This is a genomic window from Streptomyces sp. Tu 3180 (assembly GCF_009852415.1).
In the GTDB taxonomy this organism is placed as follows: Bacteria; Actinomycetota; Actinomycetes; order Streptomycetales; family Streptomycetaceae; genus Streptomyces.
Window position 1 is genome coordinate 7,953,696 of record NZ_WOXS01000002.1, and the last position, 22,019, is coordinate 7,975,714.

Below are 22,019 nucleotides of genomic sequence, written 5' to 3' on the forward strand. Positions count from 1 at the left end.
TCCGGTGTGGGGCCGTCGGGCGGCGCGGGTGTGCGCCGCCCGGCGTGCTGCTTGCCGACGGCTACTTCTCGACGGTGAAGCCCTGTTCGTTGCCGTACTCGACGGAGGCGTCCTGCCAGCTCTTCAGGCCCTCGGCCAGCTTGGTGCCCGAGACGTAGGCCTTGCCGACGGTGTCGTTGAAGATCGAGTTGGCGTACACCTGGTACGGCAGGTACGACCAGTCGTCGGCGACGTTCGCGGCGGACTCGGCGAAGATCTTGTTGGCCTGCTGTCCGCCGAAGTACGGGAACTCGGTGCTCTGGAACGCCTGGGAGTTCAGCTGCTCGGTGGTGGCCGGGAAGGCGCCGCCCTTCACGCGGGTGTCGACGCCCTTGCCGGCGTTGGCGTACTCGACGAAGGCGTAGGCGAGCGCCTCGTCGCCGCCGAGTTCGGGCAGGGTGAGGGCGCTGCCGCCGTTCTCCGCGCTCGCCCTGCCGCCCGCCTGCCACTGCGGCAGCGGGGCGACGCGCCAGTCACCGGCGGCGTCCTTCACGCCGGAGGCGAGGTTGGCGGGCATCCAGGCGCCGATGGCCAGGGTGGCGATGGTGCCGTCGCCGAGGCCCTTGTACCAGTCGTCGGACCAGCTGGTGACGGGCGCGACCAGCTTCTCGTCGATGAGCTTCTGCCAGGTGGCGGTGTAGGTCTTGGCGCCCCGGTCGGAGAAGTCGATCCCCACCTCGGTGCCGTCGACCTCGTACGGGCGTGAACCGGCCTGCCACAGCAGGCTGGTGGTGAGGCCCGCGTCGCCGACGTCGTTGGTGATGTACGCCTTCGGGTCCGCCTTCTTCAGCGCGCGGGCCGCGTCCACGTACTCGTCCCACGTCGTGGGCACGTCGATCCTGTGCTTGTCGAAGACCTCCTTGTTGTAGAACAGCGCCATCGGGCCGGAGTCCATGGGCAGGCCGTAGACGCCCTCGCCGCCGGCCTTCACGCCGTTCCACGGTCCGGGGGAGTACTGGTCGGCGAGCTTGCCGGCGCCGAAGCCCCTGAGGTCGGTGAGCTGCTTCGTCAGCGCGTACTGTCCCATGGCGTAGTACTCGACCTGGGCGACGTCCGGGACGCCCTTCTTCGCGGACATGGCGTTCTGCAGCGCCTTGTACTGGTCGTTGCCGGTGCCCGCGTTGACGAGGTTCACCTCGACGTTCGGGTGTTCCTTCTCGAAGTCGGCCACCACCTGCTTCAGCGTGGGTTCCCACGCCCAGACGGTGATGGAGCCGCCCTTCTTCAGCGCGGCCCGGACGTCCGACTCGGAGACCGTCTTCGGTGCGGATCCCTCGTCGTCGGATCCGCCGCAGGCGGTGGCGCCCAGGGTGAGGGCGCAGACGAGGCCTATGCCGCGCAGCAGGCGGCGGGGGTGCTTGTGCATGGTCGTGCTTCCACTTCTTCGTGGCCGAAACCGTGACCGATGGGAGGAGAGGGGCAGGGACGACCACCGCGCGGACACCGCCCGTCCGGGCGTGGCGACGGGACGGACGGGCCGCGCGGCGGCGGACAACGGGGAGTGGCGCTATTCCTTGACGCTTCCGGCGGCGAGCCCGGACTGCCAGTACTTCTGCAGCAGCAGGAACGCGGCGATCAGCGGGACGATGGTGATCAGCGAGCCGGTGACGACCAGATGGAACATGGGCTGGCCACCGGCGGTCTCCGCCTGGGCGTTCCAGCTGTTCAGGCCCAGGGTGAGCGGATACCAGTCCGGATCCTTGATCATGATCAGCGGCAGGAAGTAGTTGTTCCAGGTCGCGACCATGGTGAACAGCGAGACGGTGACGATGCCCGGCGCCAGCAGCGGCAGGGCGACCTGGAAGAAGGTGCGCACCTCGCCGGCGCCGTCGATCCTGGCCGCTTCCATCAGCTCGGCCGGAATGGCCTCACCGGCGAACACCCACATCAGGTACAGGCCGAACGGGGAGATCAGCGAGGGGATGATCACCGCCCAGGGGGTGTTGGTGAGGCCCATGTTGCTGAACATCAGGAAGGTCGGCACCGCCAATGCGGTCCCCGGCACGGCCACCGCGCCGATGACGACCGCGAAGACCGCCCGGCGTCCGGGGAAGTCGAACTTGGCGAGCGCGTAACCGCCCAGTACCGCGAGGAAGGTGGCACCTCCCGCGCCCGCCACCACGTACAGCAGGGTGTTGAGCAGCCAGCGGGTGAAGACGCCGTCGTCGTAGGTGAACGTCTCGGCGATGTTGTCCCAGAGGGCGAAGTCGCCGTCGAACCACAGGCCGAACGAACGGGACAGGCCCTCCTGGGTCTTGGTGGCGCTGATGGCCAGCCACACCAGCGGTACGAGGCTGTAGAGCAGCACCAGGCCGGTGAGCACGGTCAGCAGGACACTGTGGCGCGGCCGCCCGGGGGAGTGCCGACGCCGGGGCGTGCGCAGCCGGACGGCGGAGCCGGACGACGGTGACGACGCGGCCGCGGAACCGGCGGGGGTGACGGTACTGGTCATCGCTGCCTCACGCTCCCTTGCGCATGCCGCGCAGCTGGACGACATAGGCGATGACCATGGTGATCAGCCCCATGACGATGGCGACCGTCGCGGAGTAGTTGTGCTGCTGGCCGGAGAAGGACAGCGAGTACGTGTAGAAGTTCGGGGTGTAGTCGGTGGTGATGGCGTTCGGCGCCAGCTTCTGCATGACGCTGGGCTCGTTGAACAGCTGGAAGCTGCCGATGACGGAGAAGATCGTCGCGATGACGAGCGCGCCGCGGATCGCGGGCAGTTTGACGGCGGTGATCACGCGGATCTGGCCGGCGCCGTCGATCTCGGCCGCCTCGTAGAGGGAGTTCGGGATGACCCGCAGCGCCGAGTAGAAGATCAGCATGTTGTAGCCGACGAACTCCCAGGTGACGATGTTGCCGATGGAGGCCAGCACGAGGCCGGGGGAGAGCGGGTCGGGCAGCGACAGGCCGAAGGCGTCGTTCAGGTCGCCGACGAGGCCGAAGCGGGTGCCGTACAGGAAGCTCCACATGAGCGTCGCGACGACGGCCGGCACCGCGTACGGCAGGAAGATCGAGACCCGGAAGAAGTTCTTGCCGTACAGCCGGCCGCTGTCCAGGGCCAGGGCCACCAGCAGCGCGATGCCGAGCATGATCGGCACCTGGACGCACAGGAAGAGCGAGACCCGGCCGAGGGCGGCCCAGAAGCGGTCGTCCTGCAGCGCCTGCCGGTAGTTGTCGAAGCCGACGAAGGTGGTCCCGCCGATGAGCTGGTCGCGGAAGAGGCTCAGGTGGAGGGAGTACGCGATCGGTGCCAGGAAGACCAGGGCGAACACGGCCACGAAGGGACCGATGAAGCCCCACCCCGTCCAGGAGCGGCGGTCCCGTCCCGCCGGGGGCGGGGCCGGCCGCGGCCCGGCGGCCACCGGCGGTTGCAGCGTCGTCATGGCGTTCCTCGCTCGTCAACGTTCCGGAACCGGTGGCCTGCTCCGGCGCGGAGCCGGGCGGCATGCCCCCTGCACGGGATGTTTGCGCAAACATCAACCGCCGTGAAAAGGCGCGGAGCTGTTATGTTTACGTAAACATCCGGTGGCGGCATGTCTACACTGCCCCGAGGACGAGGGTCAAGGGTCCCCGGGGGAAACCGTGACGCGAGCGGTGACAGGAAGGCGGCTGACGGCGAGTGGACACGGTTGAGAGGACGTCGGCGAACGCGCCCGGCCCCGCCGCCGAGGCGGCCGGGACCGAGCGGGACGTGCCCGGCGGCGCCCCGGCTCCGAGGCGCACCCGTGCCCGCGCCACGGCGTCCATGGCGGACGTGGCCCGTCTCGCGGGGGTCTCGTCGCAGACCGTCTCCCGCGTGTCCAACGGCTATGCCGGGGTGACCGAGGAGACCCGCCGCCAGGTGCTGGCCGCGATGAAGGAGCTCGGCTACCGGCCCAACAGCGCCGCCCGCGCCCTCAAGCGCGGCGAGTTCCGCACCATCGGCGTCATCACCTTCACCCTGTCCACCACGGGCAACGTGCGCACGCTCGAGGCGATCGCCACCTCCGCCGCGCACGAGGGGTACGCCGTGACCCTGCTGCCGGTCGCCGTACCGACCCAGGACGAGGTGCGCGGTGCGTTCTCCCGGCTGGAGGAACTCGCCGTCGACGCCGTCATCGTCATCATGGAGGTCCACCTGCTGGACGCGGCGACGGTCCAGCTGCCCCCGCACGTCCAGGTCGTGGTCGTCGACTCCGACGCCGGCGACCACTACACGGTCGTCGACACCGACCAGGCCGGAGGCACCCGCGCCGCCGTGCGGCACCTGCTCGACCTCGGCCACCGCACGGTGTGGCACCTGGGCGGCCCCGAGGGCTCCTTCGCCGCCCAGCGCCGCGCGGACGCCTGGCGGGCCGCCCTCGTCGACGCCGGACGCGTTCCTCCGCCCCTCGTCCGGGGCGACTGGTCGGCGGACTCGGGCTACCGCGCCGGTCTCGAAATCGCCGCCCACGACGGCTGCACCGCCGTCTTCGCCGCCAACGACCAGATGGCCCTGGGCCTGTTGCGCGCCCTGCACGAACGCGGCCGGCGCGTGCCCGAGGACGTCAGCGTCATCGGCTTCGACGACATCCCCGAGGCCTCCTCCTTCCTGCCCCCGCTGACCACCGTCCACCAGGACTTCGCCGAGGTGGGGCGGCTCTGTGTGCAGGCCGTGCTGCGCAAGATGCGCCAGGAGGGCCCCGACCGGGGCACGACGCTGGTCCCGACCCGGCTGGTGCCGCGCGCGAGCACGGCGCCACCCGCGGGGCCCTGAGCGCACACGGCCGCCGCCACCCCGAGGCACCCGCACCCCGATGCCGGGCCGGCTGCCTCCGGGCCGGCCCGAGCCGTCGCACGCCGCGCCCGATCCCCCCGGAGCCGGCGGAGCAGGTCACCGCCGGGCCCGCCCGCGCGGGCATCCGCTGCCGGGCCGCCCCGAGCGCGCGCAGGAAGGTGCCGCGGGTGCGGTGGAAGCCGGGAGGCGCGGGATCGGTCCCTGGGCGGACCCGGGGGGCGCGCGGGCGTGTACTGTGAGCTCAGTTGCAGTTGTGGTAGCCGAAAGGCTCGAGGGGTGACAGGAACACCTCTCTTCCTCATGACGTTCACTTCGCAGCTGGGGCCCGCATCATCAGCGATGCAGGCCCCGTCCGCTGCCGGGGTCATCTTGCGGTGGGCGTTCCTTGACAGGTGCCACTTCAAGGAAGGTTCCGCTTGAATCGCGCCCGTACCGACAATCGTTCCGCCCGCACGCGCACCCGCACCGGAGCCACGGCGTCCGGCCGCTCCGGTGCTCCCCGCCGCTCCCGAGGCCCGGCGGGCCGAGGGCCCTCGGCCCAGGGCGAGTTCGCTCTTCCGGTGACGATCACCCCCGCCCTCCCCGCCGTGCGGGACTTCGCCGAACTCCCCCTGCCGGCGGAACTGCTGGCCACGCTCGGCCGCGAAGGCGTGACGTCGCCGTTCCCGATCCAGGCGGCCACCCTGCCGAACTCCCTGGCCGGGCGTGACGTGCTCGGCCGCGGCCGCACCGGGTCCGGCAAGACCCTCGCCTTCGGCCTCGCGCTGCTGGCCCGCACGGCGGGCCGGCGCGCCGAGCCCCGGCAGCCGCTCGCGCTCGTCCTCGTTCCCACCCGCGAGCTGGCCCAGCAGGTCACCGACGCGCTCACGCCGTACGCCCGCTCCGTGAGTCTGCGGCTGGCCACCGTCGTCGGCGGGATGTCGATCGGCAGGCAGGCCGCGGCCCTGAGGGCGGGCGCCGAAGTCGTCGTCGCGACCCCCGGGCGGCTCAAGGACCTCATCGACCGCGGGGACTGCCGGCTGGACGAGGTCGGCATCACCGTCCTCGACGAGGCCGACCAGATGACCGACATGGGCTTCATGCCCCAGGTCACCAGGCTGCTGGACCAGGTGCGTCCCGACGGGCAGCGGATGCTCTTCTCGGCCACGCTCGACCGCAACGTCGACCGGCTGGTGCGCCGCTACCTGACGGATCCGGTGGTCCACTCCGTCGACCCGTCCGCGGGCGCGGTCGCCACGATGGAACACCACGTGCTCCACATCGACGACACCGACAAGCGCCGGACGACGACCGAGATCGCGGCGCGGGACGGCCGAGTGATCATGTTCCTGGACACCAAGCACGCGGTGGACAAGCTGACCAAGCACCTGCTGAGCAGCGGCGTCCGCGCCGCGGCCCTGCACGGCGGCAAGTCCCAGCCCCAGCGCACCCGCACCCTGGCCCAGTTCAAGGACGGGCAGGTGACGGTGCTGGTGGCGACGAACGTCGCGGCGCGGGGCATCCACGTCGACAACCTCGACCTGGTCGTCAACGTGGACCCGCCCAGCGATCACAAGGACTATCTGCACCGCGGCGGACGCACGGCCCGCGCCGGCGAGAGCGGCAGCGTCATCACCCTGGTGACGCGCGACCAGCGCCGCGAGATGAGCCGGCTGATGGCGCAGGCGGGCATCACCCCGCGGATCACCCAGGTGCGGTCGGGCGACGCGGAGCTGAGCCGCATCACGGGTGCCCAGGCCCCCTCGGGCGTTCCGGTCGTCATCGCCGCGCCGGTCACGGAACAACGCCCCCGCCGCGCCGCGTCCTCGTCGTCACGCGGCCGCCGAGGCCGCACCGCCCAGGGCCGCGGAGCCCAGGGCCGCACCGGGCAGGGGCGTGACACGCAGGGGCGCGACGCGCAGGCCCGCACCGCCCAAGGGGGCCGTTCGGCCGAGGAGCGCGCGGCGCAGGGCCGGACCGCCCAGGGACGGCGCGCCGGTGAGGCGCCGCGCCGCAGGGCACGGAAGGAGTCGGCCGCGGACCGCGCGGCCTAGGGTCCGTCGTCCGGATCAGGCCGCAGGGCGTCGGCGGTGGCGTGCCCGGCTCCGCGTCCGCGGCGTGATCCGCACGACAGGTCCCAGGACACACCGCGGTCCGCGACGACATGACGAGAAAGTGACATGGTGACATCGCGACATGGCGGTACGACCGTGAAGGCGGCCCCGGCCGCCATGGCGCCCCGCGTCCCCGACCGGCTCCGGTCCGCCCCGGACCACCGGCCCATCCGGGCCGGCCGGTCCTCCTTCCCTTCCTGTGAGGCACCATGCGCTGTGTCATCGCCCGCTACCCGTTCGACCTGACCAAGGCCGGAGTCCTGGAGTCGATGAAGGGCGTCACGCCCGAACCGGTCACGGGCGAGTCCGTGACCATCGGCCGCCGCCGCTACCCCGCCAAGCAGGTGGGGCAGGTCGTCACCCGGCAGGACCGCCGCGACTTCACGAGCGGCGAAGTCGTCCGGGCCATGACCCGCCTCGGCTTCACCTGTCACGCCCACCCCGAGGCCGCCGCGCCCGTGCGCCACCTCTCCCCGCTCGAGGCGGCAGCGGAACTGCTGGGCGGCCCGGCCCCCCGGCAGGGCTGAGGCAGGGCGCCCCGCCCCCGTCGTCACGACCGGCACCGCCGCCCCGTCCGGTCGCCGCGCCGACCGGGCCGCGACGGGCGGCCACGGGGTCAGGGCAGGATCGCGTCGACGTAACCGCCGTCCACGCGCAGGGCCCCACCGGTCGTCGCGGAGGCCTGGTCGGAGCTGAGGTAGACGACCATGTGGGCGATCTCCTCGGGCTCGATCAGCCGCTGCAGCAGCGACTGCGGCCGGTGCTCGCGCATGAAGGCGCGTTGCGCCTCGTCCCACGGAAGCTCACGGTCCACCAGCTCGTACACGAAGTCCTCCACCCCTCCGGTGTGGGTGGGGCCGGCGATGACCGAGTTCACCGTGACACCCGTGCCCGCGGCCTGCTTGGCGAACCCGCGGCTCACGGCGAGCAGCGCCGTCTTGGACATCCCGTAGTGGATCATCTCGGCGGGAGTGACGATCGCCGAGTCGCTGGCGATGTACTGGACGCGCCCCCAGCCGCGGTCGCTCATCCCCGGCAGGAAGAGCCGGGTCAGCCGGACGGCGGCCAGGACGTTCACCTCGAAGTAGCGCCGCCACTCCTCGTCGGTGATCTCCAGCGGGTCCGCGGCCCCGAAGACGCCGAGGTTGTTGACGAGGATGTCCACCCGGGGCAGGGCTTCGGCCACCTGCCCGGCGCCGGCCTCGGTGGTCACGTCCGCGGCGACCGGCACCACCTCGGCGCCGGGCACCTCCCGCTCGAGAGCGGCGGCGCTGTCCCGCACGCGCTCGGCCGAGCGCCCGTTGACCGCGACCCGGGCGCCCGCCCGCGCGAGCCCGGTGGCGATCGCCGCACCGATGCCCTGGGTGGAACCGGTGACCAGCGCGGTGCGGCCCCTCAGATCGATCTGCACGTCGTGCGTCCCTTCCGCCCGTACCCGGTCTGCCCGCGCACGCCGCTCGTCCGCGGGTGCCCCTCCCTCCGGTTCCCGGACGGAACGCCCCGAACCGTCCGGGAGGCATAGGCTTCTTGTAGCGCACTCGGGGCACGTACACGATGACCGGTGAGACCCGGTCACCCGGTCCATCCGGAGCGGGCGGAGAAACGGGAGACGACGTGACGGCCGAACACACGGGAGCGCCGGAGGTCCGGACGGAGACCGAACGGACCCACGGCAACATGACCGAGGACGATCTGCTCCGAGGGCTGGAGGTGGACGACCGGCGCCCGGAGCGCCCCGTCCTCCTCGACGCCGACGGTGCCCCGATCGAGACATGGCGGGAGAACCACCCCTACGACCGCAGGATCCGCAGGGCGGAGTACGACAGGACGAAGCGGATCCTGCAGATCGAACTGCTGAAGATGCAGCGGTGGGTGAAGGACACCGGTCAGCGGATCGTGGTGGTCTGCGAGGGACGGGACGCGGCCGGCAAGGGCGGCACCATCCAGAGGTTCATGGAACGACTGAACCCCCGCGGCGCCCGCGTGGTGGCCCTGGAGAAGCCGACCGAGCGGGAGGCGGGGCAGTGGTACTTCCAGCGCTACGTCGCCCATCTGCCGGCCTGCGGCGAGATCGTCTTCTTCGACCGCTCCTGGTACAACCGGGCGGGGGTCGAGCGGGTCATGGGCTTCTGCACGGAGGACGAGTACCGCCTGTTCCTCGAACAGGCGCCGATGTTCGAGCGGCTGCTCACCGACGACGGCATCATGCTGGTGAAGTTCTGGTTCTCCGTGTCCCGGGCCGAGCAGCGCACCCGGTTCGCGATCCGCCAGGTCGATCCGGTGCGGCGCTGGAAACTGTCCCCCATGGACCTGGCCTCGCTCGACCGCTGGGACGACTACACCACCGCCAAGGTCGAGATGTTCCGCGCGACCGACACCCCGCACGCGCCGTGGACGGTCGTGAAGAACAACGACAAGCGCCGGGGCCGGCTCGAGGCGATGCGCAGCCTCCTCGACCGCTGCGACTACCCGGCGAAGGACCATGGGGCGCTGGGCAAGCCGGACCCGTTGATCGTGGGCGCGGCGGACACCCTGCTGGAGGCCGGCGAGGAACCCGCGGTCCTCTCGCCGACCCCCCTCGCCGGTCCCGGTCACGGCCCGGGCAGCCACCCGGACACCAGGTGACCACCGGCCCGCCGCCCGGTCACCCCAGGGGCAGCGCCACCTCGCCCGCGCCCCGGACCTCCGCCCCGCCGGCGACGCGCACCGTGAACGGGCGGTCGGTCCCGGACGCCGTGACCCGCAGGACGTCGCCGTCCCGCCGGACGCGGAACGTCGCGGCCGGCAGCCCCGCCGTGTCCGGCACGGTGACCTCGGCCGCGTAGTCGGGCGCGGCCGGGGGGTGCACGAGCAGGACCGGCGCGTCCAGCCAGTCGCCGTCGGGCCGCGCGTCGTCGCCGGCCAGCGGCAGCACGGCGCCCTCGCGGACGTAGAGCGGAAGGCTGTCGAACGCGTGCCGTTCGGTGCGCCACCGCGGGCCGGTGACCCGTTCGCCGCTGAGCAGGTGGGTCCAGGTGCCCTCCGGCAGGTAGACCTCCACCTCGCCGTCCTCGCTGAACACCGGAGTGACGAGGAGGTCGGAGCCCAGCATGTACTGGCGGTCCAGGGGACGGCAGGCCGGGTCGCGCGGGAACTCCAGCACCATGGGCCGCATCATCGGGACGCCCGTGCGGTGGGCCTCGACGGCGGCGCCGTACAGGTACGGCATGAGGCGGTGCTTGAGCAGGGTGAACCGCCGGGCGACGTCGACCGCCTCGTCGCCGAACTCCCACGGCACCCGGTAGGACGAGGAGCCGTGCAGCCGGCTGTGGGAGGACAGCAGACCGAAGGCGAGCCAGCGCTTGAACACCGTGGGGTCGGGCGTGCCCTCGAAGCCGCCGATGTCGTGGCTCCAGAAGCCGAATCCGCTCAGGGACAGGGACAGACCGCCCCTGAGCGACTCGGCCATCGCCTCGAAGGACGACCAGCAGTCACCGCCCCAGTGCACGGGGTACTGCTGTCCGCCCGCGGTCGCGGACCGGGCGAAGAGCACCGCCTCGCCCTGCCCGCGCTCCTTCTCCAGGAGCTCGAACACCGTCCGGTTGTACAGGTGGGTGTAGTAGTTGTGCATCCGTTCGGGGTCGGAGCCGTCGTGCCAGACGACATCGGTGGGGATGCGCTCGCCGAAGTCCGTCTTGAAGCAGTCCACCCCCTGGTCGAGCAGCGGCTTGAGCTTCGACTGGAACCAGGCGCGGGCGTCGGGACTGGTGAAGTCGACCAGTCCCATGCCGGCCTGCCACAGGTCCCACTGCCACACGTCGCCGTCCGGGCGGCGCACCAGGTGCCCGAGGGCGGCGGCCTCGTCGAAGAGCGGGGACTTCTGGGCGATGTAGGGGTTGATCCAGACGCTGATCCGCAGGCCCTTCTCCTTCAGCCGGGCCAGCATGCCGTCCGGGTCGGGGAAGACGTCGGGGTCCCACCGGAAGTCGCACCACTGGTACTCGCGCATCCAGAAGCAGTCGAAGTGGAACACCGACAGCGGGATGCCGCGCTCGGCCATGCCGTCGACGAACGAGGTCACCGTCCGTTCGTCGTAGGACGTGGTGAAGGAGGTGCTGAGCCACAGGCCGAAGGACCAGGCGGGCGGGAGGGCCGGGCGTCCGGTCAGGGCCGTGTAACGGGTGAGGACGTCCTTCGGGGTGGGGCCGGCGACGACGTAGTACTCCAGCGACTGGTCCTCGACGCTGAACTGGACCTGGCCGACGGACTCGGAGCCGATCTCGAAGGAGACGGCGCCGGGGTGGTTGACGAAGACGCCGTAGCCGCGGGAGGAGAGGTAGAACGGCACGTTCTTGTAGGCCTGCTCGCTGCTCGTGCCGCCGTCGGCCTGCCAGACGTCCACGGTCTGGCCGTTCTTGACGAACGGGGTGAAGCGCTCGCCCAGGCCGTAGATCTGCTCGCCGACGCCGAGCGCCAGCCGGCTCAGCACGTGGTGCGCTCCCTCGCCGGTGGTGGCGAAGGCGGTGCTCTTGGCGCCGGCACGGGTCAGCTCGCGTCCGTCCGCGTCGTGGAAGGAGAGGGCGAAGGGACCGGCCCCGTCGAGGCGGAGGGTCAGCGGGCCGCTGGTCAGCTCGGTGACGCTGCCGTCCCGGCGCACCGTCCCCGCGCCGTCCGCCGCGCCGGTGAGGGCGAAGTCGGGGCCCGGACGCCGCTTGCCCGCGTGGTGGGTGACCCGGACGCCGATGACGCCCTCGGCGGGGGAGAAGCACTCGACCGTGAGGAGCGGCGCGTTGAGCGTGTCACCCCTGCGGGTCACTTTCCTCACGGCGGCGTAACCGGTGAAGCGCTTCGATTCGGAGCGCACATCACGCACTTCAGTGGCGTACGAGATCTGGACACCCTCACGGATGCGCCAGAAACCGTCGGTGAACTTCATGGTCTTCCTCGGAGGGGGGAGGGCGGCAGAGGCGCGAGTGGGAGCCTCTGACCAGGAACTATGACAGGAGCAGCAGAACCTGTCACGCCCTGGCGCAAGCAGATCGTACGGCCGGGGGTCTAGCGCGACCGGCTCCCGCTGGCGTATTAGTAATCGGGCAAAACAAATTACACCCGGTGCAGCGCCGAGCAACACCCAGGCAAGAGCCGCCCTGTGTCGAAGCGCTTCACCATCTTCCCGAAAGAGCCACCGGCCCGGCGCACGCCGAGCCGGTCCCACGCAAGGGCACCCACCGTGACCGCACACCCTCCGGTTGCCGCACGTCACATGCGCGGACGCGCGCGCAGAGCCGCCACGTCGTTCGCCGCCGTCTCCGTCCTGATCTCCTCGGCGGCGCTGGCCGGCTGCGCACAGCAACGCGACGACGACGTGTACACCGTGCTGAACTCCTCGACCGACGAGACCTACCACCGCTGGGACGCCGAGGCGATGGCCCGCTGCGGCAAGCGGCTGGGCGTGACCGTCGAGCAGCAGAGCGTCCCCGCGTCCCAGGTGATGACGAAGGCGCTGCGCATGGCCTCGTCGAAGTCGCTGCCGGACATCGTGCAGTTCGACGCCTCCGAGATGCCGACCTTCGCCGACGCCGGCGGGCTCGTCGACCTGCGCACCCTGGGTCTCGCCACCGACGGCATCCCCGAGGGCATCGTCGACTTCGGCTCCTACGAGGGCACGTACTACGGCGCGGCCCGCTCCGTGAACACCCTCGCGCTCTTCTACAACAAGGACATCCTGGACGAGGCGGGCGTGCGGGTGCCCACCACCTGGGACGAGCTGCGCCGGACGGCGAAGAGGCTCACCGAGGGCAACCGGTACGGCCTGGCGCTCAGCGCGGGCGGCGCCGAGGACGGCGTCTTCCAGTTCACGCCGTTCATGTGGTCCAACGGCGGTGACGAGACGGACCTCGACAGCCCGCAGGTCGTCGAGGCGCTCGACTACTGGAAGGCGCTGCTCCAGGACGGGTCGCTGTCCAAGTCCACGGTCAACTGGACGCAGGCCGATGTGAACGACCAGTTCATGGCCGGGAACGCCGCGATGATGATCAACGGCCCGTGGCAGGTCGAGACCCTCAACACCGAGAAGTCGCTGCACTGGGAGATCGCGCAGATCCCCGTCCCCGAGGCGGGCGCCGAGTCGGTGGGACCGCTCGGCGGCGCGGTGCTCACCGTGCCCCGCACCGGTGACACGGAGCGCGAGAGGACGGCCGGCCGGATCGTCGCCTGTCTGGCGGGCGAGGAGGAACAGCTCACCTACGCCCTGAACAGCTGGATGGTCCCGGCCAACGAGAAGGCCGCCGCGAAGTGGCGCGAGCGGGTGCCCGAGCTGGACGCGCTGGCCGACCAGGTCGCCGCCGCCCGGTCCCGCACCGCCCAGCTCGGCGCCGGCTGGTCGGGCGTGTCGCTCGCCCTGCAGAGCGCCTTCCAGTCCGCCCTGACCGGCCAGTCCAGCGAGGCCGCCCTGAAGCGCGCCCAGCAGCGCGCGACGAGCGGGAACTGAGGTACGCGCCCATGACCACGTCCACCGTCACCGCCCCGGCGTCCGCGCGGACCCCCGGGAAGGCCGCAGCGCCGGACCCGGCCCGGCAGCGCCTGCGCCGCGGGATCGCCCGGTGGGGCTTCGTCGCCCCCGCCGTCGTCTTCATGCTGCTGTTCTTCGGCTACCCGCTCGTCCGCAACGTCGTGATGAGCTTCCAGCACTACACGCCGAAGACGTTCTTCACCGGCGAGGCCCCCTTCAACGGCACCGACAACTGGTCGTCCGTCTTCCAGGACGTCCTGTTCGGCAAGGCCCTGTGGCACACCCTCGTCTTCACCGCCGGCTCCCTGCTCGGCCAGTTCTGCATCGGCCTCGCCCTCGCCGTCTTCTTCAACCGCAGGTTCCCCTGAACGGCGTCCTGCGGTCGCTGATCCTGCTGCCCTGGCTGGTGCCCATGGTGGTGTCCGGGATCGTGTGGCGCCGCATCCTCGACCAGGACACCGGCGTGCTGAACACCTTCCTGGGCGCACTCGGCCTGGACGGCAGCACCCCGTGGCTGACCAGCCCCGACATGGCCCTGCTCTCGGTGGTCCTGGTCAATATCTGGATCGGCGTCCCGTTCAACATGGTCATCCTCTACGGCGGACTCCAGGAGATACCCGGGGAGCTGTACGAGGCGGCCTCCCTGGACGGCGCCTCGGCCTGGCGGACCTTCCGCTCCGTCACCCTGCCGCTGCTCAGGCCGGTGATCACGGTCGTCCTCGTGCTCGGCTTCATGTCGACGGTCAAGATCCTCGACCTGATCCTCGCCCTCACCGACGGCGGCCCCGCCGACGCCACCCAGACCCTGGGCACGCTCACCTACCAGAACTCCTTCGTGGAACTGGACTTCGGCGCCGGCGCGGTCGTCGGCAACGTGCTCATCCTCATCTCCGCGGTGTTCGCGGTGTTCTACCTGCGGGCCAACCGCACCGAGGGGAAGTGACCGACATGGCCGCCCACGCACCCACCGCGTCCCGGCGCCGCTGGGGCTCCACCGTCGCCGGTGTGCTCGTCCTCGGCGTGATGCTCTTCCCGCTGTACTGGATGCTCAACACCGCGCTCCAGCCCGAGTCGGGCCTGCTCCAGGTCGACCCGGTGCCCGGCAGCCTCGACCTGTCCGGGTTCTCCAAGGCCCTCGACGACCAGGGCGGCCACCTGCTGACCTCGCTGGTGGTCTCCTTCGGCGCCGTCGCCATCTGCCTGGCCGTCTCCGCCCCGGCGGCGTACGGGCTGGCCCGGTTCGGTCTGCGCGGCTCGCGCACGATCGTGTTCGGCACCCTGATCACGCAGATGGTGCCGGGCATCGTCATCGCCAACGCCCTCTACAACTCGTACGTCGACCTGGGCCTGGTGAACTCCTACTTCGGCCTGATGCTCGCGGACGCCTCGCTCGGCATCCCCTTCTCCATCGTGCTCATGCGCTCGTTCATGGTGTCCATCCCGGGCGAGGTCGTCGAGGCCGCCGAGATCGACGGCGCCGGCCCGGTCCGGGTGTTCCTGCGGGTGGTCCTCCCGATGAGCCGCAACTCCCTGATCACCTCCGGCCTGTTCGCGTTCCTGTTCTCGTGGAGCGACTTCATGTTCGCGCTCACCCTGAACACCACGGACGACGTCAAGCCGATCACCCTGGGCATCTACCAGTACATCGGGGCCCACGTCGGCGACTGGGGCTCGGTGATGGCCGCGTCCGTGCTCTCCGCCGTGCCGGCGGCGATCCTGCTCGTCCTCGCCCAGAAGTACATCGCCGCCGGCATCACCGGGGGGTCCGTCAAGTGATCACCGCACGACGCCTCGAGGAGGCACCAGCATGAGTGACTTTCCCGATTTCCCGCCCGGCTTCGTCTTCGGCGCCGCGACCGCCTCGTACCAGATCGAGGGCGCGGCGCGCGAGGACGGCCGCGGCCCGTCGATCTGGGACACCTACAGCCACACCCCCGGCCTGGTCGCGGGCGGCGACACCGGTGACGTCGCCTGCGACCACTACCACCGCTACCCCGAGGACGTGGCCCTGCTGCGCGACCTCGGCGTCGGCTCGTACCGCTTCTCCGTCGCCTGGCCGCGCGTCGTGCCCGACGGCACCGGACCGGTGAACCCCAAGGGCCTGGACTTCTACTCCCGCCTGGTCGACGAACTCCTCGCCGCCGGGATCGAACCGGCCGTCACCCTCTACCACTGGGACCTCCCGCAGGCCCTGGAGGACCGCGGCGGCTGGCGGGTGCGGGAGACCGCGGAGCGGTTCGCCGAGTACACGGCCGTCGTCGCCGACCGCCTCGCCGACCGCGTGCCCCGCTGGATCACCCTCAACGAGCCGTGGTGCAGCGCCTTCCTCGGCTACTCCGTCGGACGGCACGCCCCGGGAGCGCGGGAGGGCCGCGGCGCCCTGGCCGCGGCCCACCACCTGCTCGTCGGCCACGGACTGGCCGTCCAGGCGCTGCGGGCCGCCGGGGTCCGCGAGGCCGGCATCACCCTCAACCTCGACCACCACCTGCCCGCGACCGACTCCGCCGCCGACCGGGCGGCCGTCGTGCGCGCCGACACCCTGCACAACCTGGTGTGGACGGAGCCGATCCTCGCCGGGCGCTACCCGGACACCGAGGAGGACACCTGGGGCGAGCTGATCACCGGACAGGACTTCCGCCGCGACGGCGACCTGGAACTGATCCACCAGCCGCTGGACTTCCTCGGCATCAACTACTACCGCCCGATCGTCGTCGCCGACGCCCCGTACCGCGGGAGCGACCCGGCCCTGCGCGTGGCGACCGACAACCGGTACGCCGAAGCGGGGATGCCCGGCGTCCGCCACACCGCGATGGGCTGGCCGGTGGCCCCGGACACCTTCACCGACCTCCTGGTGGACCTGAAGGAGCAGTACGGCGACGCCCTGCCGCCGATCCACATCACCGAGAACGGCTCCGCCGAGGACGACGAGGTGAGCGCGGACGGCGCCGTGCACGACACGGACCGCGTGCGGTACCTGCGCGACCACCTCACCGCGCTGCGGGCCGCGATCGAGGCGGGTGTGGACGTGCGCGGCTACTACGTGTGGTCGCTGCTCGACAACTTCGAGTGGGCCTTCGGCTACGACAAGCGCTTCGGGATCGTCCGGGTCGACTACGCCACCCAGCGGCGCATCCCGAAGGACAGCTACCACTGGTACCGGCGCATGATCGCCGCCCAGCGGACCTGACGCGCCCCGGGGCTCCCCGGGGCGCGCGGCGCCTTCCCGGTCGTCGAAGGCGCCGCCGGTCACCCGTGCCCGCCGGGCCGCGCCGTCCGGCTCACCGCGCGGCGGACCGCACCGACCGCGCGTCGGCCGCCCCGGGAACGGCGGCGGGCTTGCGGAGCAGGAGCAGCGCCGCGTCGTCGTGGAGCCGGCCGCCCACGTGCGTCAGCAGCTCCTCGTGCAGCGCCGCGAGGGTGCGGGCCGGCTCGTCGCACAGATGCCGGGCCAGGCCTTCGGCGAGCGGGTAGAACTCACGGTCCTCGTCGCGGGCCTCCGTGACGCCGTCGGTGTAGAGCAGCAGCTGGTCCCCCTCGTCGAACGCCAGCACCTGGAGGCTCGGGGTCTCGCCCGACAGCGCCCGCAGTCCCAGGGGCGGCGCCGGGCGGACGGGATCCACGGCCGTCACGTCGCAGCCGCGGACCAGCAGGGGAGGCGCGTGCCCGCAGTTGACCACCTCCAGGCGCCCGGGCTCCGGATATCCGGCGACCACGGCGGTGACGAAGTCGTCGGCCCCCAGGTTGCGCGCCAGGCTCCGTTCGATCCGGCAGACGACGTCCAGCAGATCGGGCTCGTCGTGGGCGGCCTCCCGGAAGACCCCGAGCACGAGGGCGGCGGTCCCCACGGCCGGAAGGCCCTTGCCGCGCACGTCGCCGACGATCAGCCGGACCCCGTGGGGGGTCGGGATCAGCGCGTAGAGGTCACCGCCGATCCTGGCCTCCGCCGCGGCGGCGCTGTAGTGGACGGCCACCTGGAACGGGCCGACGGTCCCGGGGAGCGGCGCGAGCAGGGCGTGCTGCGCGGTCTCCGCGACGGAGCGGACGGCCGCCAGCACCCGCTCGCGGCGTGCGCGCAGGGCACTGGCGAGCGTGCCCGCCAGGGCGACGGCCACCAGGGCGGCGAGCACGACGGTCAGCGCCGACGCCGGCACACCGTGACGGACGCCGATCGCCGCGCCCAGGAGCGCGGCGAAGAAACCGACCCCGAGGACCCCGCGCGGCCCGCTGGTGGCCGCCGCCAGCGCGGGCGCGGTGGCGAGCAGCGGCAGCCAGACCTTCCCCGTCCCGCCGGCGAGGTCGACGAGCACGATGACGCAGATGATCAGCAGGGACAGTGCGGGCGTGCCGGCGGCCAGGTGCGCGAGGGCCCGCGTCCGGGGCGATGCCGCGTGTTCCGTCCTCCGCCTGTACCGCCGTATCCGCCAATGGTCGCGTCCTTGCCGTGGGGCGTGACTCATGTGTCGTCCGCTGTCCTCACCTTTGCGCGGCATGCGCTCCTGAAATGTCTGCCTTTTCAGGAAAAAGGATCGTCGCGAACGTCACAAGGGTGTGCTTTTCAGATAGTGAGCGAGAGGCCCCGGGTCACACGGCCCGCGGCCGGAAGCAGCCGTTCGCGGATCTCCTCGAGCTGGGACAGCCGGTCCACCTGCATGGACACCCCGAGCGAGCCCAGGGTCCGCCCGCTGTAGACGGGCACCGCGACGCAGACGGTCCCGAGGGAGTACTCCTCCAGGTCCGTGACCGCCGGGGCCAGCGGGGCGGACTCCAGCCGGCGGATCAGCTCCGTGGCCGTGGTGATCGTCCGGGGGGTGAGGTCGTTGAGGGGGTGCCGGGAGAGGTACTCCTTGCGCGCCTCGTCGTCCAGCTCCCGCAGCACGGACTTGCCCAGCGCGGTGGCGTGCCCGGCGTCCTCGAAACCCACCCAGAGATCGGCCCGGGGCGTGCGGGGGCCGTCGACGATCTCGCAGACCCGGATCTCGCCGTCCTCGTAGAAGGTGAGGTAGGCGGCGGTCGAGAGCTCGTCCCGCAGCGCGGCGAGCGCCGGCCGGACCCGGCTGAGCAGCGCCTGCCCGCGCCCCGCCGTGTGCAGCGTCCGCAGCCTGTCGCCCAGCACGAACCCGCCGTCGTCCAGTTTGCGCAGGTACCCGTCGTGCACCAGGGTGCGCAACAGGTGGTAGGCCGTGGCCAGGGGAAGCTCCGTCTCACGCGCCAGCTGCTTGGCCGGCGCGCCGTTCTCGTGCGCGCTCACCGCCTCCAGCAGGCGGAAGGCGCGCTGCACGGAGGTGATGAGGGTCGGACCCGCACCCATGTGACCAGCCTGCGCCAGGCGTCCCCCGCAGGCAAGGGCAGGAGGCCCCCGCCGCGCGGCCGGACGCCCCCGGTGTTCAGCGGGCCGCCGCCTTCACGGTCACGAGGTCCTCACCGGTCAGTTCCGCGATCCGGTGGGCCGGCACCCCGGCGGCCAGCGCCCGCGTCAGCAGCTCGTCCCGGCCGTGCGTGCAGGACCGGTAGGCCAGCAGTTCCTCCTCCACCCGCGCCAGGGCCGGGGGAGCGAGCTCGCCGCGCAGACGGCTCAGCTCCTCGGCGCCGAGCGGGACGGGGAGACGTTCGGCGCCCTCGGGGACGGCCGCCGTCTCCTCGGGCGGGAGCAGACGCAGGCGGGGGGAGGCGGCGGTGACACCCTGCGCGTCGAGCCAGGCCCGCACCGCCGGGGTGTCCATGCAGGCGAGTTCTCCCACGGCCGCCGGGGGGACGCCGAGCGGCCCGTCCGCGTGGTCGAGCAGGACCAGGTAGGCGTCGTCGGTCATGTTCGGATGTCCCTTCCTCACGAAGAAGCGGTCGCTGATCGCAGCTCCTCTTACCCCGTGAGGGCGCTCCCACCGCGTGTCCTCCCCGAACGGGGTCCCCGGGGGCGGTGACGGCGTCACCCGTCCGGCCGAGGCCGGGGCCCGCGGCGAGGGCCCCGGCCGGCGAGCCGGGGAAAGGGGCGGGGATCAGCCCGTCACGGGACGGGAACCTCGTCCACGAAGGACGTGCCGGCGTCGCGGTACGCGGCGATCCTCGCGCCGACCTCGGCCGGGGTGAGGACCTGGTCCTTGACGTGCAGCACGTAGTCGACCTGCTGGTGGTAGGCGCGGGGCGTGGCCGACGTCTGGCCGTCGAGGTCGATCAGCCACTGGTTGAAGTTGATCGACATCGGGCGCTCGGGCAGGTACGCGGCGTCGTGCGTGCCGAAGTGCTGCCCGTCGACGTAGTAGGTGATGGCGTTGTCGTCGATGGTGACGACGAGGTCGTGCCAGCCGGCGAAGCTGCGCCGGCTCTCGCTGTGCTGGTTGACGGCCTGCCAGGGGTCGGGATTGTAGGTCTCCCAGGAGGTCGTGTACAGGATGTTGGACGGCTCGCCCCAGCCTCCGTTGGGCAGGTACTCGAAGTCGTACTCGGCGTAGTCGTCGGCCATCGGGGCCTTGAGGTCGTTGATGGTGAAGAAGGTCTGGACGACGCGGTCGCCGTCGGGGCCGTACGCGGGGGCGTCGGAGAACCTGACGCGGGCGGCGTAGGTGCCGTTCTTGAACTTCATGCTCCGGGTGAGGACCTCGGTGTGCGTGGTGGAGGCGCCGGTGCCGGCGGTCGAGGTCTCCAGGTCCATCACCGAGTTGCCGCCCGAGGCGCTGAAGGTGACCTTGGACGGATCCCAGGTCGCGCCGGGCACGCCCGGGCCACCGGAGTCGGAGCGCACGCTCCAGCCGTGCGCGGCGATCGCGGGGTCCGTGTGCGAGGTGTAGTCGAAGTCGTCGAACAAGGTCTGGCCGCCGCCCGGCGGGTCGGTGGGGTCGGTCGGATCGGTGGGATCGTTGCCCTCGGGTGCGGTGCCCCACACCGTGGCGCCGGCGAGCTGGGCGGTGACCTTGTTCCAGTCGGCGTACGCGGTCTGGCTGCCGCCGAAGGAGTAGTCGTCGCTCTGCCTGAGCGTCTGCCAGGTGGACCGGTGGAAGCGCAGTTGCATGTCCCCGGTGTCGGCGCCCGGGGCCAGTGAGCCGGCGGAGGGGGTGAACCCGATCTCCAGGTAGCGGTCGGCCGTCGCGGTGGGACGGGCGAGCGTCCCGAACGTGCCGGTGATGACGGAGCAGCCCTTGACCGCCCAGGAACAGGCGAAGCGGTACGTGGCGTCCGGGGAGTCGGCCTTGAAGTAGTACCGGATCTTCACCTGGCTCAACTGCACGGGGACGGAACCGGAGTTGCGGACCTTGAACCAGGGCTCGCTCTGGTCGGCCGTGGCTCCGCCCGCGCTGGTGCGGTACTGCACGCTGACGGCGCCGTCCGCGGCGGCGGCGGTGGTGGCGGGGAGGCCGGTCAGGGCCGCGCCGCCGAGCAGAGCGGTGAGTGCGAGTGCCGCGCGGGTGCGGCGGCCGGTGGGACGAGTGCTCATCCGTGTTGCCTTTCGCTGTGGGGGTGGCGCACGGTGGACCGTCGGTACGGCGTGCGTGAGGGCTGTCGCACGCCAGGAGCTCACGGCGGGCCCGCCCGGTCCCGGGAACTGACCAGTTGCCCACCGTGGCTTTACCAGTCGGTGTCGAGAGAAGGTGGCATAGACCAATGTGGTCGTCAACCCTCCCCGCACCACCGGGGTTTGACGACCGGTGACGGCTTCCCCCGGTGAGCGGACCAGCTAGGGTCGAAGCCGTACCAGTGGTCCGACGGTCCGCCCCTGACCGATGACGAACGAGAGACCCGCATGGAGATCGATCCCGCCGCTTCGGGCGCCGTGCTCAAGCGGGAACGCGTCCGCGACGCGATCCTCGAGCTCATCGAGGCCCGGCGCCCCGGTGACGCCATTCCCTCGGAACGCAGCCTGTGCGCCCGGCTCGGCGTCTCGCGCCCCACGCTGCGCGCCGCGGTGGACGAACTCGTCGTCGCGGGACTGCTGGTGCGCGAACACGGCCGCGGCATGTTCGTGGCGGCCGAGAAGATCACCCAGGAACTGGTCTCGGAGCGGAACTCCTTCACGCTGCCTCCGGCCGGCGGCGTGTGGACCAGCAGGGTCCTGGAGTCCCGTACCCTGCCGGCCGGTGCCCGGATCGGCCGCAGGCTCCGCATGTCGCCCGCGGCGCGGATCCGTTACGTGGCCCGCCTCCGGCTGGTCGACGGCTCGCCGATGGCCATCGAGCACCTTCACGTCCCGGCGGACCTCGTACCGGACCTGACCGGCGAGGAGCTGGAGCAGGGCGATCTGTACGAGCACTTCCGGGACCGGCACGGCGTGCAGGTCGGTGAGGCGGTGCAGTCCATCGAACCCACCGTGGTGACCCGCGCGGAGGCGGATCTCCTCGACGTGCCCGAGCTCTCGCCCGCCCTGCTGTTCGAGCGCCTCACCACCGACGCCGACGACCGCCCGGTCGAGTACGTGCACTCCCTCTACCGGGGCGACCGCTACCGGATCGTCTCGCGGCTCACGCTGGGTCCGGCAGCCGTGCGCCCGAGGCCCGCGGAGGGGCACCATCCGGGCATTCCGCCGGGCGACTTCGCCTCCGGCGCCCCCGTCGCCCTCTCGACCCGGGGTGTGGTGCAGCGGAACGGAGGCTGACCGGCCGCCGCGGTACGTGAATCCGGAACAACAGGCTCTCAAACCGTTGACAGGTTC

17 protein-coding genes and 1 pseudogene are annotated in these 22,019 nt (G+C 71.7%); 9 read left to right on the forward strand and 9 right to left on the reverse strand.

The window, feature by feature from the left end; genetic code table 11:
- Window positions 1-61: 61 nt before the first annotated feature.
- The 3 genes from GL259_RS35795 to GL259_RS35805 form a co-directional block, all read right to left on the reverse strand.
- Window positions 62-1,405 carry an extracellular solute-binding protein gene (locus GL259_RS35795; protein WP_159537753.1) on the reverse strand — a complete coding sequence of 448 codons (1,344 nt, stop codon included), beginning with the start codon at window positions 1,403-1,405 and terminating at the stop codon, window positions 62-64.
- Between the two features lie 141 nt (window positions 1,406-1,546).
- Window positions 1,547-2,491 (reverse strand): carbohydrate ABC transporter permease, encoded by a 945-nt coding sequence (locus tag GL259_RS35800; RefSeq protein ID WP_159537755.1) that lies wholly within the window; start codon window positions 2,489-2,491, stop codon window positions 1,547-1,549.
- Between the two features lie 7 nt (window positions 2,492-2,498).
- Window positions 2,499-3,425 (reverse strand): sugar ABC transporter permease, encoded by a 927-nt coding sequence (locus tag GL259_RS35805; RefSeq protein WP_159537757.1) that lies wholly within the window; start codon window positions 3,423-3,425, stop codon window positions 2,499-2,501.
- Between the two features lie 362 nt (window positions 3,426-3,787).
- Here GL259_RS35805 and GL259_RS35810 point away from each other — a divergent pair, with 362 nt between their 5' ends.
- From GL259_RS35810 to GL259_RS35820, 3 genes are all read left to right on the forward strand, one after another.
- Window positions 3,788-4,777: a LacI family DNA-binding transcriptional regulator gene (locus tag GL259_RS35810; RefSeq protein ID WP_159539226.1), complete on the forward strand. Its 990-nt coding sequence runs from the start codon at window positions 3,788-3,790 to the stop codon at window positions 4,775-4,777.
- Window positions 4,778-5,214: 437 nt separating this feature from the next.
- Window positions 5,215-6,831, forward strand: a complete 1,617-nt coding sequence (locus GL259_RS35815) for a DEAD/DEAH box helicase (protein WP_159537759.1) — start codon at window positions 5,215-5,217, stop codon at window positions 6,829-6,831.
- Window positions 6,832-7,100: 269 nt separating this feature from the next.
- On the forward strand, window positions 7,101-7,418 hold the full coding sequence (locus GL259_RS35820; RefSeq protein WP_159537761.1) for an SCO5918 family protein: 318 nt from the start codon (window positions 7,101-7,103) through the stop codon (window positions 7,416-7,418).
- Window positions 7,419-7,507: 89 nt separating this feature from the next.
- Here GL259_RS35820 and GL259_RS35825 read toward each other — a convergent pair whose 3' ends face one another.
- Window positions 7,508-8,302, reverse strand: coding sequence for an SDR family oxidoreductase (locus GL259_RS35825; RefSeq protein ID WP_159537763.1), 795 nt, complete (start codon window positions 8,300-8,302; stop codon window positions 7,508-7,510).
- A 266-nt stretch (window positions 8,303-8,568) separates the two neighbouring features.
- Between GL259_RS35825 and ppk2 the strand changes: the two genes are divergently transcribed.
- Complete coding sequence (gene ppk2 / locus GL259_RS35830; protein ID WP_159539227.1) at window positions 8,569-9,516, forward strand: polyphosphate kinase 2; 948 nt, start codon at window positions 8,569-8,571, stop codon at window positions 9,514-9,516.
- A 19-nt stretch (window positions 9,517-9,535) separates the two neighbouring features.
- Here the strand turns inward: ppk2 and yicI are convergent, their stop codons facing one another.
- Window positions 9,536-11,806: an alpha-xylosidase gene (gene yicI / locus GL259_RS35835; RefSeq protein WP_159537765.1), complete on the reverse strand. Its 2,271-nt coding sequence runs from the start codon at window positions 11,804-11,806 to the stop codon at window positions 9,536-9,538.
- Between the two features lie 327 nt (window positions 11,807-12,133).
- Here yicI and GL259_RS35840 point away from each other — a divergent pair, with 327 nt between their 5' ends.
- The 4 genes and pseudogenes from GL259_RS35840 (at window position 12,134) to GL259_RS35855 (ending at window position 16,568) form a co-directional block, all read left to right on the forward strand.
- Entirely contained in the window at window positions 12,134-13,360 is a 1,227-nt protein-coding gene (locus GL259_RS35840) for a sugar ABC transporter substrate-binding protein (protein WP_166461607.1), read from the forward strand.
- A gap of 11 nt (window positions 13,361-13,371) precedes the next feature.
- A pseudogene (locus tag GL259_RS35845) lies at window positions 13,372-14,324 on the forward strand (sugar ABC transporter permease).
- 5 nt (window positions 14,325-14,329) lie between these two features.
- Window positions 14,330-15,157 carry a carbohydrate ABC transporter permease gene (locus GL259_RS35850; RefSeq protein ID WP_159537769.1) on the forward strand — a complete coding sequence of 276 codons (828 nt, stop codon included), beginning with the start codon at window positions 14,330-14,332 and terminating at the stop codon, window positions 15,155-15,157.
- A 31-nt stretch (window positions 15,158-15,188) separates the two neighbouring features.
- Window positions 15,189-16,568, forward strand: coding sequence for a GH1 family beta-glucosidase (locus GL259_RS35855; protein ID WP_159537771.1), 1,380 nt, complete (start codon window positions 15,189-15,191; stop codon window positions 16,566-16,568).
- A 91-nt stretch (window positions 16,569-16,659) separates the two neighbouring features.
- Here the strand turns inward: GL259_RS35855 and GL259_RS35860 are convergent, their stop codons facing one another.
- The 4 genes from GL259_RS35860 to GL259_RS35875 all read right to left on the reverse strand — a co-directional run bounded on the left by GL259_RS35860 (window position 16,660) and on the right by GL259_RS35875 (window position 20,807).
- The gene (locus GL259_RS35860; RefSeq protein ID WP_208026562.1) at window positions 16,660-17,838 is read right to left on the reverse strand and encodes a PP2C family protein-serine/threonine phosphatase; all 1,179 of its coding nucleotides are present in this window, start codon (window positions 17,836-17,838) and stop codon (window positions 16,660-16,662) included.
- 98 nt (window positions 17,839-17,936) lie between these two features.
- Window positions 17,937-18,689 (reverse strand): IclR family transcriptional regulator C-terminal domain-containing protein, encoded by a 753-nt coding sequence (locus GL259_RS35865; protein WP_159537773.1) that lies wholly within the window; start codon window positions 18,687-18,689, stop codon window positions 17,937-17,939.
- 76 nt (window positions 18,690-18,765) lie between these two features.
- Window positions 18,766-19,188, reverse strand: coding sequence for a DUF6003 family protein (locus tag GL259_RS35870; protein ID WP_159537775.1), 423 nt, complete (start codon window positions 19,186-19,188; stop codon window positions 18,766-18,768).
- Between the two features lie 194 nt (window positions 19,189-19,382).
- A complete protein-coding gene (locus tag GL259_RS35875; RefSeq protein ID WP_159537777.1) occupies window positions 19,383-20,807 on the reverse strand; it encodes a cellulose binding domain-containing protein in 1,425 nt (474 codons plus the stop codon).
- A gap of 306 nt (window positions 20,808-21,113) precedes the next feature.
- On the opposite strand from GL259_RS35875, the gene GL259_RS35880 reads away from it, so the two are divergent.
- Window positions 21,114-21,962, forward strand: coding sequence for a GntR family transcriptional regulator (locus tag GL259_RS35880; RefSeq protein ID WP_159537779.1), 849 nt, complete (start codon window positions 21,114-21,116; stop codon window positions 21,960-21,962).
- Window positions 21,963-22,019: the final 57 nt, after the last annotated feature.

What these genes read in the sequence shown, in the direction of transcription:
- GL259_RS35795 (WP_159537753.1), bottom strand. Translation starts at nt 1,405, where the DNA reads ATGCACAAGCACCCCCGCCGCCTGCTGCGCGGCATAGGCCTCGTCTGC.
- GL259_RS35875 (WP_159537777.1), bottom strand. Translation starts at nt 20,807, where the DNA reads ATGAGCACTCGTCCCACCGGCCGCCGCACCCGCGCGGCACTCGCACTC.
- GL259_RS35800 (WP_159537755.1), bottom strand. Translation starts at nt 2,491, where the DNA reads ATGACCAGTACCGTCACCCCCGCCGGTTCCGCGGCCGCGTCGTCACCG.
- GL259_RS35820 (WP_159537761.1), top strand. Translation starts at nt 7,101, where the DNA reads ATGCGCTGTGTCATCGCCCGCTACCCGTTCGACCTGACCAAGGCCGGA.
- GL259_RS35855 (WP_159537771.1), top strand. Translation starts at nt 15,189, where the DNA reads ATGAGTGACTTTCCCGATTTCCCGCCCGGCTTCGTCTTCGGCGCCGCG.
- yicI (WP_159537765.1), bottom strand. Translation starts at nt 11,806, where the DNA reads ATGAAGTTCACCGACGGTTTCTGGCGCATCCGTGAGGGTGTCCAGATC.
- GL259_RS35810 (WP_159539226.1), top strand. Translation starts at nt 3,788, where the DNA reads ATGGCGGACGTGGCCCGTCTCGCGGGGGTCTCGTCGCAGACCGTCTCC.
- ppk2 (WP_159539227.1), top strand. Translation starts at nt 8,569, where the DNA reads ATGACCGAGGACGATCTGCTCCGAGGGCTGGAGGTGGACGACCGGCGC.
- GL259_RS35870 (WP_159537775.1), bottom strand. Translation starts at nt 19,188, where the DNA reads ATGACCGACGACGCCTACCTGGTCCTGCTCGACCACGCGGACGGGCCG.
- GL259_RS35805 (WP_159537757.1), bottom strand. Translation starts at nt 3,425, where the DNA reads ATGACGACGCTGCAACCGCCGGTGGCCGCCGGGCCGCGGCCGGCCCCG.
- GL259_RS35880 (WP_159537779.1), top strand. Translation starts at nt 21,114, where the DNA reads ATGGAGATCGATCCCGCCGCTTCGGGCGCCGTGCTCAAGCGGGAACGC.
- GL259_RS35860 (WP_208026562.1), bottom strand. Translation starts at nt 17,838, where the DNA reads ATGAGTCACGCCCCACGGCAAGGACGCGACCATTGGCGGATACGGCGG.
- GL259_RS35850 (WP_159537769.1), top strand. Translation starts at nt 14,330, where the DNA reads ATGGCCGCCCACGCACCCACCGCGTCCCGGCGCCGCTGGGGCTCCACC.
- GL259_RS35840 (WP_166461607.1), top strand. Translation starts at nt 12,134, where the DNA reads ATGCGCGGACGCGCGCGCAGAGCCGCCACGTCGTTCGCCGCCGTCTCC.
- GL259_RS35865 (WP_159537773.1), bottom strand. Translation starts at nt 18,689, where the DNA reads ATGGGTGCGGGTCCGACCCTCATCACCTCCGTGCAGCGCGCCTTCCGC.